Origin of the sequence: Nocardioides sp. Root1257, assembly GCF_001425175.1 — a bacterium.
Taxonomy (GTDB): domain Bacteria; phylum Actinomycetota; class Actinomycetes; order Propionibacteriales; family Nocardioidaceae; genus Nocardioides.
The window spans coordinates 305,079-318,767 of the sequence record NZ_LMDV01000008.1; the positions used below are offsets into that span (position 1 = coordinate 305,079).

Here is a 13,689-nt window from a genome sequence, read left to right on the forward strand (position 1 = left end):
CGCATGTCCGGGCGCCTCGGTGTGCGCGCGGACGCGTGCCAGCGCGCCCGCGCGCACCCCGTCGCCAGGCGCACGCCTCGCACCCGAAAAGAGAGCAAGCGTGCACACACCCCCCGTCTCACCCCTGCGGAGGCTCGCTGCCGCCGCCGTGGGCGGCCTCCTCGCGGTCGGCCTGCTGGCCGGCCTGCCGGCCGCCGCCGATGCCGCGGACGACACCGTCGCCACCGGCTCCGACTGGACGATCACCCAGGTCCCCGGTGGCTACGAGGTCACCAAGGAGCTCGACTCCCCGCTCCCGATGGTCGGCGACGTCCCGGTCCTGACCGTGGACGGCGTGGACGTCGGCGTCGCCCAGGAGTCCGCCGACAGCCTGTCGCTCACCGTCACCACCACGGCGGACGTCGCCGGCGCGAGCGACGTCGAGGTCGGCTGGTCGACGGGCCGCGCCAAGGTCGCGCCCACCAACTCGAAGGTCACCAGCACCCAGGAGCCGGTCGCCCCGGTCTCGAAGGCCAGCCTGCGCGCGCTCGCCGCCAGCGACGACGGGTCGACGCCCGGCACGTACTCGTACGTCGAGGACGACTACGACTTCGGCGACCAGGCGATCCCGCTGGCCGCGATCGGCGGCATCCGCGGTGAGATGACCGGCCGGATCTACCTGCCGACCACCGGCGGCGCCCGCCCGACCGTGATCATCCAGCACGGCCGGCACACCTCCTGCACGACGGGCACGGCCAACCCCAACCGCTGGCCCTGCGGCGCCAACCAGGTCGAGGTCCCGAGCTTCAAGGGCTACGAGTCGCTCGCCCAGAACCTCGCGACGCACGGGTACGCCGTGCTGTCGATCTCGGCGAACGCGATCAACGCCAACGACGCCCAGCTCACGCTCGACAACGGCGCGCAGGCTCGCGGTCAGGAGGTGCTCGACACGCTGTCGATGCTGAAGAAGGCCACCGCCGGCGAGCCCGTCAGCTACCACGACGCCGCCCGCGACCTCGACGTCAGCCTCGACACCGCGCTCGGCGTCGACACGACGCTCGTCGACAAGGGCTCGGCCCCGACCTCGGGCACCAACCCGGGTGAGCCGATCACGGCGAGCAGCCTCGTCGGCCGCTTCGACCTGAGCAACGTGGGCCTGATGGGTCACTCCCGTGGCGGCGAGGGCGTCGTCTCGGCGGTGAACCTCAACCAGGCGCTCGCGCAGCCGTTCGGCATCAAGAGCGTGCTGCCGCTGGCCCCCGTCGACTTCGGCCGGGAGACCGTCGCCGACACCGACATGATGGTGATGCTGCCCTACTGCGACGGCGACGTCTCCAACCAGCAGGGCCAGCACTTCACCGACGACTCGCGCTACGCGTTCGACGACAACTCGCTGCGGTCGGTCGTCTGGGTGATGGGCGCCAACCACAACTTCTTCAACTCCGTGTGGACGCCGGGCAAGTACGCCTACTCGACCTCCGACGACTGGGGCGCCACCAGCACCGACGCCGTGTGCGGCCCGGCCGCCTCCGGCAACCTGCGGCTCACCGCCGACCAGGAGTACAACGTCGGCGTCGCCGTGATGAGCGCGTGGTTCCGGCTGACCCTCGGCGGCGAGGACCAGTTCCTGCCGATGTTCGACGGCAGCGTCGACCCGGTGCTCGACTCGGTGCCGTCCGCGGACCTCTGGACCCAGGCCACGGCCCCGGCCAGCGACCGTGCCGACATCCAGACGTTCACCACGAAGGACTCGAACATCCGGGTCATCGGCGCCGCGCAGGCAGTGACCTGTGCCAGCGCGGGCTTCCGCACCACGCCGCAGCAGCTCGCGGCCTGTGCGACGGCGAGCTCGCTGCGCAGCACCAGCGCGATGCCGCACTGGACCCCGGCATCGTTCGGTCCGAACGCGCCGGCCTCGCCGATGATGAAGCTGACGTGGACCGCGGTCACCGGCACCAACGCCGCCTCCATCCGGGTCCCCGTCCCGGCCGGGTCGCGGGACGCCAGCGGCTACGACATGCTCAGCTTCAAGACGGCTCCGGACGAGTCCGTCACCACGGGCACCGACATGACGATCACGGTCGTCGACGGCTCCGGTGCGACCTGGTCCTCGCCGGTGTCGGCGCTGAACGCGGGCGCCGTCAAGCGGCTGCCGACCAGCACCTCCACCACGCTCAACAAGATCGTGCTGCAGCAGGTCGCCGTGCCGGTCTCGACCCTGGCGGCGTCGATCGACGTCACCAACATCCGTGAGGTCCGGTTCGCCGGTGCCACGGGTGCCGACGCCACCGCGGCCGGCGGGGTCTACCTGTCCGACCTCGCCCTGTCGCGGTCGACGACCGGCACGGTGGCCGGGCTGACGTCGACCCCCACGGTCAACGTCGACCCGACCTCGATCGAGGAGGGTCAGGAGCAGGGCGAGGCGCACGCCGCCGTCGTGCTCAGCGCCCCCGTCGACCACGAGGTCTCGGCCTGGTTCACGCTGATCGCGCCCAACACGCTCAGCACCTTGGGCAAGGTCGGCATCGCGGCGCAGCAGGTGACGTTCGCTCCCGGTGAGACCTGCCAGGAGGTCACGTTCCCGACGTACGGCGACAAGACCTACAGCGCGACGCTGACGACGGCGTACAAGATGGACATCGTCGCGCCGGTCGGCGCGATCGTCGGTGCCAAGCAGTTCGGCAACGTCACGGTCCGCGAGGACGACGTGCAGCAGGTCGAGCCGCCGGCGACGCCTGCGGCCCTGGCCCCGGCTGTCGGCGTCCAGGGCGACGTCTGCACCGAGTACGCCGCGAAGTCGGCGGCGCACCCGCTCTCGGCGAGCGTTGCCGAGCCGGCTCCGGGCACCTCGGTGACCCTGACCGGGTCGGGCTTCCGCTCCGGCGAGAGCGTGGCGTTCTCCGACGGCACCACCGCGCTCGGGTCGGCGGTCGCAGGACCGGACGGCACGGCGTCGTACGCCTGGGCCGTCCCGGCCCAGGCGACGCTCGGTGACCACGAGGTCACCGCGCTGGGCGCCGGCTCGGCGCGGACCGCGGAGGGCGAGGTGAGCGTCCTCGCGGCGACCACGACGACCCTGGCGATCGCGCCGGCGGCTCCGTCGATCAAGCAGGGGGTGACGCTGACGGCGACCGTGGCCGGCACCGACACCACCGGCTCGGTGGAGTTCTTCGACGCGACGACCTCGCTCGGCACCGCCGACGTGGTCGAGGGTGTCGCGACGCTCCAGGTGCCCGCCGGGTTCCTGGCCGGCGCGCACAGCCTGACGGCGAAGTTCGGCCAGACCGGCACGGCGAACGACTCGACCTCCCCGGTCGTGGCGTTCACCCTGGTGAAGGGCGTGACCACCACCGTGGTCACGCTCTCGGCGGCGAGCACGACGTACGGCACCGGTGCGAGCGGCACCGTCGCCGTCGGCGGCTCGTCCACGGGCGCGGTCACGGTGACCGTGGGCGGCACTGCCGTCCCGGTGACCGCCGGGGCGTTCGCCCTGCCGGCCTCGCTGGTGCCGGGCAGCTACCCCGTGGTCGCGTCGTACGCGGGCTCGGACCTCGACGACGTCAGCACCTCCACGGTCACCTACACGGTGACCAAGGCGGCGTCGAGGACGACGGTCACGGTCCCGGCCAAGGCCGCGGCCGGCAAGGTCGTCACGGTCTCCGTCAAGGTGGCCGGTGTCGCCGGGGCCGCTGCCCCGACCGGCAAGGTGGCGATCAAGATCGGGGCCAAGACGGTCGCAACGGTCGGGGTCCCGGCGTCCGGCAAGGTCATCAAGAAGGTCAAGCTGACCGCGGCCGGTGCCACGAAGGTCACCGCGTCCTACTCGGGTGACACGAAGTACGGCGCCTCCTCCGCCACGAAGGTGGTGAAGGTGGCGAAGGCGAAGAAGAGGTAGTCGCCCGCTGACGTCCGCCCCGACCTCCACCCCCATGGAGGTCGGGGCGGACCCATGTCGTGGGAGGGTGACGGCCATGCAGGTGGGGATGACGTTGCCCGTCATGGAGCCGGACCTCTGGGCCGCCGACGACACGCTCGAGGCGTGGTCGCGTGCCGTGGACGAGGGACCGTGGTCGTCGCTGTGCTGGGGCGAGCGGATGGCGTTCGACAACCCGCACTCGTTGACGCTGCTCGGTGCTGTCGCGGCATGGACGTCGCGGGCCCGGCTCACGACGACCGTCGTGGTGCCCCAGCTGCACGACCCGGTCTCGCTCGCCAAGGCGCTGGCCACCGGCGACCGGTTGAGCGGCGGTCGCCTCAGCGTCGGGCTCGGGGTGGGCGGCCGCGAGGAGGACTACCGCGCCGCCGGCGCCCCGCTCGGCACGAAGACGATGCGCGAGATGGCCGACCGGGTCGCGGTGATGAAGCGGGTCTGGGCCGGCGACCGGGTGGTCGACTCCGTGCTGCCCGTCGGGCCGGCGCCCGTGCAGCCCGGCGGCCCCGAGCTGCTGGTCGGCACCCTCGGACCGCGCACCATCCGCAGCGCGGCGTCCTGGGCCGACGGCCTGGCCGGGATGTCGCTCGACCTCGACCTCGCCGAGATGGCGAAGGTCTTCACGACCACCCGGGACGCGTGGGCCGACGAGGGCCGGCGTACGCCGCGGCTGACGACGTCCTTCTGGTTCGCGCTCGGCTCGGTGGACGTTGCGCGCGAGCAGGTCCGACGACACCTGCGGCACTACATGAACTGGATCCCCGAGCAGTACGTCGACGCCCTGGCCGCCACCGCCGGGTTCGCCGGCACCCCGGCCGAGCTGCGCGACCTGCTGCGCCGGATCGAGGACCTGGGCTGCGACGAGGTGCAGCTGATCCCGACCGACTCGGCCGTCGACCAGGTGCACCTGCTCGCGGACGTGGTCTGACCTCACCCCAGCGAGCGAGCCGATTGTCCCTCCGGACGGCCCGCCAAGCCCTACGGTGTGCGGATGCGGATGGACTGGGTGCCGATCTCTGCGGCGCTGCTCGTCACCGGGGCGCTCGCGCTGTGCCTGGGTGCCTTCCTGCTGCCCTCGTCCGACGGCACCGCCGAGACGCTGCGGATCGTGCAGCACCAGGGCGGTCAGTGGCTGACGGTCGCCGCGATCTTCTTCCTCGCCTCGGTCTGTCTCACCCTCGGGGTGCCGGCGATCCTCACGCTCTTCGACCGGCGCGGCTGGGCTCTCGGCATGATCAGTGCGCTGATGCTCGAGGTGGGGTTCATCGGCACCGCGGGCTTCGCGATGCTGATGGTCTTCTTCCGCTCGCTCGTCATCACCGACGCGCTGCGCGACAAGGGGCTCGAGGACGCGTCCTCCGAGGCCGGCCTCGCCGTCTTCCTCGCCGTGTGGGTCGCCGGCCTCTACCTCGGCGAGCTGCTGCTGGGCATCGCCCTGCTCCGGGCCCGCGCGACGCCGCGCTGGGTGCCGTTCGCGCTGATCGCCCACGCGCTGTCGTTCGCGATCTCGAGGTTCCTGCCCGACGTGCTGGGGAAGGCGCTGGTCCTGCTGCTGGTCGCCGGCTTCTGCGGGATCGCCATCCAGGCGACGCAGCCCGGGCCGAACCGCCGCTACGGCTGAGCTACACCGCCCCGAGCGCCTGTGCCAGCTCGGCCACCTGCTGCATCGGCGGCTCGTAGCCGGGGAAGTAGCAGCACACCCGCTCGGCGACGTCGCCGAAGCGGCGCCCGATCTCGGCCGCGCACTCCTCCGGAGTCCCTCGTACGGCGAGGGTCTCGAGCATCTCGTCGGAGACCAGCGCGAACATCGCGGCCAGGTCGCCCGTCTTCGAGAGCCGGTTCAGCTCCGGCTGCACGTCGGCCCAGCCCTCGGCCTCCAGCACCGGGACGTACGCCGGGGTGGAGCCGTAGAACGCGAGCAGCCCGCGGACACCCACCGACGCGGCCTCGAGCTCGGCCTCCGTGCGGCCCATCGCGACGATCGCCTGCGGCAGGATCGAGAAGCCGGAGCGCTGGCGCCCCGACCGGGCCAGCCCCTCGTCGACCGCGGGCAGCGTGCGCGAGCGGAAGTGCCGGTGGCTGTGGAAGGGCATCACCAGCAGCCCGTCGGCGACCTCGGCGGCCGTGCGGGTCATCACCGGGCCCAGCGCTCCGAGCAGCACCGGAGGCACGCCGTACGGGTTCGGGCCGGGCACGAACGTCGGCGGCATCAGCGTGTGCCGGGTGTGCTCGCCCTCGAACCGCAGCGGGGTGCCGTCCTGCCAGGAGCCGAGGATCGCCTTCACCGCAAGGACGATCTCGCGCATCCGTGCGGCGGGCGGCGACCACGTGGCGCCGTACCGCTTCTCGATGTGCGGCTTGATCTGCGAGCCGAGGCCGAGCCGGAAGCGGCCGCCCGACATCAGCTGGAGGTCGTACGCCGCGTTCGCGAGGTGCATCGGGCTGCGCGGCATCGCGATGGCGACGTTGGTCATCAGGTCGGTGGCGATCCCGGCCGCCGCGGTGGCCGCCAGGGGCAGGAAGACGTCGTGCGGGCCCTCGAACGTGAACAGCCCGGCGACACCGGTCGCGGCCAGCTCGCGGGCCCTGTCGACGGCGAGATCGGGTCGGGCGTCGAGCTGGATGTCGAGGAGCACGCGGTCAGTGTGGCGCAACCCGGGGGGCCGGCGCGGCACGATCCAGCAGCACGGCCCCGACGGCCGCGACCACGAAGAGCGACGACACGGTCAGCAGCGTGGCACGGAACCCGGGCGAGCCCCCGCCGTACGCCGCCATCAGCGCCACGCTCGTCGCGCTGCCGATCGTGAACCCGAGGTAGCGCAGCACCTGGTTGAACGCCATCGCGCTGCCGGTCTCGGCCTGCGGGAGGTGCGGCACCATCAGCACGGCCAGCGACGAGAACGTGAAGCCGCTGCCGACCCCGCCGAGGGCCATCGCCAGCAGCAGCTGCCACAGGTGGTCGTGCCAGAGGGCGAGCGCGACGGTCGACGCCAGGAACATCAGGCAGCCGGTCGGCAGCAGCGGGGCCGCGCCCAGCCGGACGCGCACGACCCGTGCGAGCTGGTTGCCGAGCACGCTCATCAGCGAGTAGGGCACCAGGATCAGGCCGGCGACCCAGACCGGCATGTCGAGCCCGAAGCCGGGCTCGTCGGCGCGCACGAGCACGACCGACAGCGTCAGCAGGCAGTACATGCCGAGGCCGGCCACCAGTGCGACGAGGTTGGGGGCCGCGATCCCGGGACGGACGGCCATCCGCAGGTCGACGAGTGGCGTTGGGCTGCGCAGCGTCCAGAAGGCCCAGGTGACCAGCAGCGCCGCGCCGCCGAGGCCGAGGCCGAGCGTCCGGGGCGACGTCCAGCCCCAGACCTCACCCTCGCTGACCGCGAGCAGCACGGCGAGCATGCCGACGCTGAGCAGCGCCGCGCCGGCCCAGTCGACCCGCATCGGCGCCGCCTCGGCCGACCCCGGGAGGTGGCGCCACGCCATCAGCAGCGTCGCGCCGGTCAGCACGGTGCCGAGGGCGTACGCCGCCGACAGCCCGCCCAGCTCCGCGACCAGCGCGGTGAGCGGGTAGCCGAGCCCGGCCCCGGCCACCGTGGTGACGGAGAGCAGCGCGATGGCGCGGTTCATGGGCTCGCCGACGAGGGCGTCGCGGGCCACCGCGATGGCGAGCGGCAGCAGCGCCATGCCGACGCCCTGCATGGCGCGGCCGGCCACCAGCACGGCGTACGTCGTCGGGACGATCGCGATCGCCGTCCCGGCCGTCACGACGGCCAGCCCCACCAGGATCGTCGGGCGTCGGAGCCGGCCGCTGGCGAAGCGGCCCACGATCGGCGTCGCGACCGCACCGGTCAGCAGCGTGGCGGTCAGCGACCACTGCGCGGTGGTCAGGCGGACGTCGTACGCCGCGGCGATGCTGGGTACCAGCGGCGCCCCGAGCGAGGAGACGACCGCCGTGATGGTGGTGAGCAGCGCCAGTGTGGGGAGCAGCAGGCGGGAGGTCGCTTGCCCGGTCACCGCTCCGGGTCCGGCTCGACCAGCGCGCTCGGTCGGAACCCGGCCCACTGCTCGGCGACCCGGTCGGGCTCGAGGAAGTAGTCCGTGCCGGCGTCCCACGTGTGCCCGGAGGCGGTACGCCGGAGCACGTAGCCGAGGCCGTGGCTGCGATAGACCTGGCCACCGGCGGCGCGGGCGCCGGCCAGCAGCTGGAGGTCGACCGAGCGGACCACCGGCCGGAAGCCGCCGACGCTCGCGAGCAGGTCGCGGCTGAAGAGCATCGTGCCCCCGGCGACGAAGCCGCCGGTGAGCTCCGAGCGCTCGGTGCGCTGGACCGTCCGGTCGACCTCCTCGAGGTAGACGAACTCCGCCGGGGTGCCGACGATGTCGGCGCCCGAGTAGTGCCGGGCCAGCTGGAGGTCGCCCAGGAAGTCGGGGCCGTACCAGTCGTCGTCGTCCATCTTCGCCAGCAGGTCGCCCGAGGCGGCCCCGGCCGCGCGGTTGAGCGCGTCGCCGTACAGCTCACCGGCGTCAGCGGACAGCACCACCGCGCCCGGGACCTGCGCGTGGACCAGCCCCGCATCAGGCTCGAAGCCGTGGCCGACCACGACCAGCTCGAGGTCGATGCGCTGCCGCGCGACCTGGCGGACGGCGAACTCGAGGCGCTCGGGCCGTCGCGTCACCAGCAGCACCGAGCAGGTGGGGAACGCCCGGAACGGCGTCCCCGCGGCCGCCGCGAGCCGGTTGCGCCAACCCAGGGACGAGTGCTCCAGCAGCGCCGTACGCCGCAGTCGCACCGAGTGCTCCTGGCGACGCAGCGGGTCGTCGAGGTCGACCTCGGTGGTGAGGAGGTCGGCCAGTCGCTCGCCCAGCGCCGCGCGGGCGTCGGCGGGCACGGGCCCGCCGACGAGCGGCACCCCGGCCATCGCCAGTCCGGCAACGGCGCGAGGGTCGGCGGGCCAGCCGACGCGCACCCCGCGGTGCTCGCGCAGGCCGGCGACCAGGGCCGCCGTCGCACCGCGCACGGGGTCGAGCCCGAGGCTGTCGAGCGGGACGACGTCCGCGGAGGCCTCCGCGAGGAACCCCCGGGGGTTGAGCAGCCCCTCGTCGAGCGGGCCGCCGAGGAGCAGCGGGTCGGTCACGACGACGGGCTGGCGCCCCGTGACCGGCTGCTCGTACGTCGGGGCCCCGGATCCGAGGACGACGTCGGGAGGGAAGTGGTCGTCGGGCTCGTCGTACGCGCCGGCGCTCCCCAGGACCTGGAACGGGTCGGCGGTCGCGACGACCAGTCCCGCGTGTCCCCGCGTGCCGCCGGGGGCGGCGGAGCGGGCGAGCTCGGCGATCGGGCCGCCGGCCTGGAGGCGGCGCGCGAACCGCAGCACCGTGAGCCACTCGCCGCTCGGCAGCCGTCGGGCGTTGCACGTCGTGAGCGGCGGCCACTCGGGACGCGGCACGAGGAGGGCGGGTTGCTCTCCCTCGGCCAGCCAGCAGGCGATGACGCGCGTCCCCCCGACCTTCGGCAGCACCGAGGCCAGCCGGCGCAGGGCTGCGGCGTCGGCGACCGCGACCAGGACCGCGGCCCAGGCGCGCGGCTCCGGCAGGTCGCCCGCGCCGCCGGCGCGCAGCAGGCGGTCACCGTCGACGTCGGCGAGCGGCGCGGCGGATGCGGCGTCGTGCAGCAGCAGCACGTCGCCGTCCGCCTGGTCGACCAGCCGTTGCAGCTGGTCGGTCGCCGCCGGCGCCATCAGAGGGCTACTTGCTCGCCTTGCGCGCCCGCGCCGCGATCTTGGCCCGCTCGTTCTGGTCGAGGATGACCTTGCGGATCCGGACCGTCTCGGGCGTGACCTCGACGCACTCGTCGTCGCGGCAGAACTCCAGGCACTGCTCGAGCGAGAGCTTCTTCGGCGGGATCAGCTTCTCGAAGTTGTCGGAGGTGGCGGACCGGATGTTGGTCTGCTGCTTCTCCTTGGTGATGTTGACGTCCATGTCGTCGGCGCGCGAGTTCTCGCCGACGATCATGCCCTCGTAGACCTCGGTGGTCGGGTCGACGAACATCACGCCGCGCTCCTGCAGCGACGTCATGGCGTACGCCGTGGCCGCACCCTTGCGGTCGGCGACCAGCGAGCCGTTGTTGCGCGAGCGGATCTCGCCGGCCCACGGCTCGTAGCCCTCGGAGATGTGGTGCGCGATGCCGGTGCCGCGGGTGTCGGTGAGGAACTCGGTGCGGAAGCCGATCAGGCCGCGCGCCGGGACCAGGAACTCCATCCGGACCCAGCCGGTGCCGTGGTTGGTCATCTGCTCCATGCGGCCCTTGCGGGTGGCGAGCAGCTCGGTGATCGCGCCGAGGTACTCCTCGGGGGCGTCGATGGTCAGGCGCTCGACGGGCTCGTGGACCTTGCCGTCGACCTCCTTGGTGACCACCTGCGGCTTGCCGACGGTCAGTTCGAAGCCCTCGCGACGCATCTGCTCGACCAGGATGGCCAGCGCCAGCTCGCCGCGGCCCTGCACCTCCCACGCGTCGGGGCGCTCGGTCGGGAGGATCCGCAGCGACACGTTGCCGATCAGCTCGGAGTCCAGGCGGTCCTTGACCAGGCGGGCGGTGACCTTCCCGCCCTTGACCCGGCCGACCAGCGGCGAGGTGTTGGTGCCGATCGTCATCGAGATCGCGGGCTCGTCGACGTGGATGAGCGGGAGCGCGACCGGGTTCTCGGTGTCGGCGAGGGTCTCGCCGATGGTGATGTCGGGGATGCCGGCGATGGCGACGATGTCACCCGGGCCGGCCGACTCGCCGGGCTGGCGCTCGAGGCCCTCGGTGACCAGCAGCTCGGTGATCTTGACGTTCTTGACCGAGCCGTCGCGCTTCATCCACGCGACCTGCTGGCCCTTCTTCAGGGTGCCCTGGTGGACGCGGACCAGCGCGAGCCGGCCGAGGAACGGCGAGGAGTCGAGGTTGGTGACGTGCGCCTGCAGCGGCGCGCCCTCGTCGTACGTCGGGGCCGGGATCGTCTCGAGGATCGTCTTGAAGAGCGGCTCGAGGTCGGGGGAGTCCGGCAGCTCGCCGTTCTCGGGCGCCTCGAGGGCGGCCACGCCCGCGCGGCCCGACGCGTAGACGACCGGGAAGTCGAGCGCGTCCTGGCTGTGGTGCTCGTCGAGCAGGTCCATGAAGAGCTCGTAGGTCTCGTCGACGACCTCGGCGATGCGGGCGTCGCTGCGGTCGGTCTTGTTGACCACCAGGATCACCGGCATGTCGGCGTTGAGCGCCTTGCGCAGCACGAAGCGGGTCTGCGGCAGCGGGCCCTCGGACGCGTCGACGAGGAGCACGATGCCGTCGACCATCGACAGGCCGCGCTCGACCTCGCCACCGAAGTCGGCGTGGCCGGGGGTGTCGATGATGTTGATGACCATCGGCTGGCCACCGCCGGCGGGACCGGCGTAGTGCACGGCGGTGTTCTTCGCGAGGATCGTGATGCCCTTCTCGCGCTCCAGGTCCCCGGAGTCCATGACGCGCTCGGCGACGCTCTCGGCCTGGTGGGCGGTGAAGGCGCCGGCCTGACGCAGCATGGCGTCGACGAGCGTGGTCTTGCCGTGGTCGACGTGCGCGACGATGGCGACGTTGCGGAGGTCCGTACGAGTGGAGGTGGCCATGCGCGCTGCTGCAATCCGTTCGGGTGGGAGAGTCGGCCCGAGCGGGCCTCGTCGAGTCTAGTCGGGGTGGACGTCTCGGCCCGCATCGCGCCGGGCCGCCGTACCCTGGACACCGTGGGGGGCCACGCACTTCGTGCTGTGCTCGTGACGGCCGTCGCTGTCACGAGCCTCGTCGTCGTTCCCTCCGATCCCGTCGGCGCGGTGAGCACCGGCCGGCCGACCGCGGTCGCCGTCGCGGCCGACGGCACGTCGTACGTCGGGTTCGCGAACGCCGCCGGACTGCTGGTCCTGGCCGCGGACGGCTCGCCGGCCGGGTCGTTCGCGACCGGCGGCCCGGTGACCGCTCTCGCCGCCGAGCCGAGCGGCGGCGTGTGGGTCGACGACGGCTCGGTCGTCACCCGGCTCAGCCGGTCCGGCGCGGTGCTCGCGTCGTTCCCGCACCGACCCGCCGCCTCCTGTGCCGCCGACGCCGACCGGTACGGCGGTCTCGCCGTGACGACCGCGCGGGTCTACGTCGCCGAGCGGTGCCTGGGGAGCGTCGGCGTCTACACGCGTGCCGGCGGGCTGCTGGCCACCGTCGACCTGCCGGGGTCGGGCAGCCCGCGCGGGATCGCCTGGGCGCCGGCGTACGGGAAGGTGCCGGCCCGTCTCTACGTCTCCGTGCCCGACGCGGGGAAGGTCTACGGCTACGACGCGGCGCGCCTGAGCGGGCGCTCGAAGCCCGTCGTCACGGTGACGGGCTCCCGCCCCGGCGGGCTCGCGGCCGACGACCGTGGGCACCTGGCCGTGCTCGACTCCACGACCAACGGGCTCTACCTCTACGACGCGCGCCGGCGCTACCGGCAGTACCGCACCCTGGGTCACCCGCCGACCGCCGCGACCACCAAGGGCTACCTCAGCCGGCCCGCCGCGATCGCGCAGGGCGGTGCGACGGCCGGCCGGCACTTCTGGGTCGCCGACACCGGCAACGGCCGGGTGCAGCGCTGGAACTCCGCCGGGACCACGCAGTGGATGGCCGACACCCGGCTGCCCGATGCGCCGGAGGAGCCCGACGACCCAGGCGACCCGGGCGACCCGGGTACGCCGACCGAGCCGGACCCACCGAGCACGCCGGTCACCACCTGCCGCGGCACCCCGTCGGTGCGCATCGACGCGGGCGGTCGGGTCGCCCGCAAGCCCTACGTGACGCTGGTGGTCCGGGCGCCGGAGGGCGCCCAGGAGGTGCTGATCTCCAACGACGGCTTCAAGCACTCCGACCGCAAGACCCTCACGTCGTCGTGCCGCTACCCCTGGACCCTCGAGGGCGGCGCGGGCCGGCGACCCAAGGTCGTGTCGGTGCGCTTCCCGGGCGTCTCCGGGGCGGCGAGCGACCGCGTGCTGCTCGACGGAGCACCGCCGGTGATCCACCGCGTCACCGCGAAGTGGGTGACCGCGCGCCGGGGCTGGGTCGTCAGGATCCGGGCGACCGACCGCGGCACTGGCATCGCCTACGCCAAGGTCGGCAAGACCCGCTCCAGCACCCGCCGGTTCTCCTGGCCGGCCGACATCGTGTCGTGGGACAGCAGCCAGCTGCGCTGGATCCAGGTCGTCGACCGGACCGGCCTGAGGAGTCGCTGGTACCGCCTCCGGCTCTGAGTACCGTGGAGGGATGCCTCGCATCGCCACCGCCGACCGCGTCGACCTCGAGCAGCTGCTGGACTTCGTCCGCACCCGGCACCACCTGGTGCTGGTCACCACGCGTGCCGACGGGCGGCCGCAGGTCTCCCCGGTGACCGGCGGGGTCGACCCCGAGGGCCGGATCGTGATCTCGACGTACCCGGACCGGGCGAAGGCCACCAACCTGCGCCGTCGCCCGGCCGCCTCCGTGCTGGTGCTCTCCGACGAGTGGGACGACGCCTGGGTGCAGGTCGACGGCACCGCCGAGGTGCTCGACATGCCGAGCACCGAGGCCGAGGACGGCCTGGTCGAGTACTTCCGCTGCATCGCCGGCGAGCACTCCGACTGGGACGAGTACCGCGAGGCGATGCGCCGCCAGGGCAAGTCGCTGATCCGGATCTCGGTCGACAGCTGGGGCCCGGTCGCCACCGGCGGCTTCCCGCCGGACCGCGCGCCCGCCTGAGCCGTCTGGACCGGGGCCG

Annotated in this window: 9 protein-coding genes; 5 read left to right on the top strand and 4 right to left on the bottom strand. The window is 73.2% G+C overall.

Annotated elements, in window-relative coordinates; translation table 11 throughout:
• Positions 1-100 precede the first annotated feature (100 nt).
• The 3 genes from ASC77_RS09550 (at position 101) to ASC77_RS09560 (ending at position 5,531) form a co-directional block, all read left to right on the top strand.
• Positions 101-3,874 (top strand): Ig-like domain-containing protein, encoded by a 3,774-nt coding sequence (locus tag ASC77_RS09550; RefSeq protein WP_156391018.1) that lies wholly within the window; start codon positions 101-103, stop codon positions 3,872-3,874.
• Positions 3,875-3,962: 88 nt separating this feature from the next.
• Positions 3,963-4,838, top strand: coding sequence for an LLM class flavin-dependent oxidoreductase (locus tag ASC77_RS09555; protein WP_056153939.1), 876 nt, complete (start codon positions 3,963-3,965; stop codon positions 4,836-4,838).
• 63 nt (positions 4,839-4,901) lie between these two features.
• Entirely contained in the window at positions 4,902-5,531 is a 630-nt protein-coding gene (locus ASC77_RS09560; protein ID WP_156391019.1) for a hypothetical protein, read from the top strand.
• A 1-nt stretch (position 5,532) separates the two neighbouring features.
• Here ASC77_RS09560 and ASC77_RS09565 read toward each other — a convergent pair whose 3' ends face one another.
• The 4 genes from ASC77_RS09565 to typA are packed head-to-tail and all read right to left on the bottom strand — an operon-like array spanning position 5,533 to position 11,551.
• Complete coding sequence (locus ASC77_RS09565; RefSeq protein ID WP_056153942.1) at positions 5,533-6,546, bottom strand: TIGR03617 family F420-dependent LLM class oxidoreductase; 1,014 nt, start codon at positions 6,544-6,546, stop codon at positions 5,533-5,535.
• Between the two features lie 4 nt (positions 6,547-6,550).
• The gene (locus ASC77_RS09570) at positions 6,551-7,927 is read right to left on the bottom strand and encodes an MFS transporter (protein WP_162249814.1); all 1,377 of its coding nucleotides are present in this window, start codon (positions 7,925-7,927) and stop codon (positions 6,551-6,553) included.
• Complete coding sequence (locus ASC77_RS09575) at positions 7,924-9,651, bottom strand: glycosyltransferase (RefSeq protein WP_056151417.1); 1,728 nt, start codon at positions 9,649-9,651, stop codon at positions 7,924-7,926. Before ASC77_RS09575 ends, ASC77_RS09570 begins: the two co-directional genes overlap by 4 nt.
• 7 nt (positions 9,652-9,658) lie before the next feature.
• The gene (typA, locus tag ASC77_RS09580; RefSeq protein ID WP_056151419.1) at positions 9,659-11,551 is read right to left on the bottom strand and encodes a translational GTPase TypA; all 1,893 of its coding nucleotides are present in this window, start codon (positions 11,549-11,551) and stop codon (positions 9,659-9,661) included.
• A gap of 144 nt (positions 11,552-11,695) precedes the next feature.
• Here typA and ASC77_RS09585 point away from each other — a divergent pair, with 144 nt between their 5' ends.
• Positions 11,696-13,186, top strand: a complete 1,491-nt coding sequence (locus ASC77_RS09585) for a hypothetical protein (RefSeq protein WP_156391020.1) — start codon at positions 11,696-11,698, stop codon at positions 13,184-13,186.
• Positions 13,187-13,199: 13 nt separating this feature from the next.
• Positions 13,200-13,670 (top strand): PPOX class F420-dependent oxidoreductase, encoded by a 471-nt coding sequence (locus ASC77_RS09590; RefSeq protein WP_056151423.1) that lies wholly within the window; start codon positions 13,200-13,202, stop codon positions 13,668-13,670.
• Positions 13,671-13,689: the final 19 nt, after the last annotated feature.

Excerpts from the sequence above, each read along its gene's own strand:
- ASC77_RS09575 (WP_056151417.1), bottom strand. The coding sequence starts at position 9,651 with ATGGCGCCGGCGGCGACCGACCAGCTGCAACGGCTGGTCGACCAGGCG.
- ASC77_RS09560 (WP_156391019.1), top strand. The coding sequence starts at position 4,902 with ATGCGGATGGACTGGGTGCCGATCTCTGCGGCGCTGCTCGTCACCGGG.
- typA (WP_056151419.1), bottom strand. The coding sequence starts at position 11,551 with ATGGCCACCTCCACTCGTACGGACCTCCGCAACGTCGCCATCGTCGCG.
- ASC77_RS09555 (WP_056153939.1), top strand. The coding sequence starts at position 3,963 with ATGACGTTGCCCGTCATGGAGCCGGACCTCTGGGCCGCCGACGACACG.
- ASC77_RS09590 (WP_056151423.1), top strand. The coding sequence starts at position 13,200 with ATGCCTCGCATCGCCACCGCCGACCGCGTCGACCTCGAGCAGCTGCTG.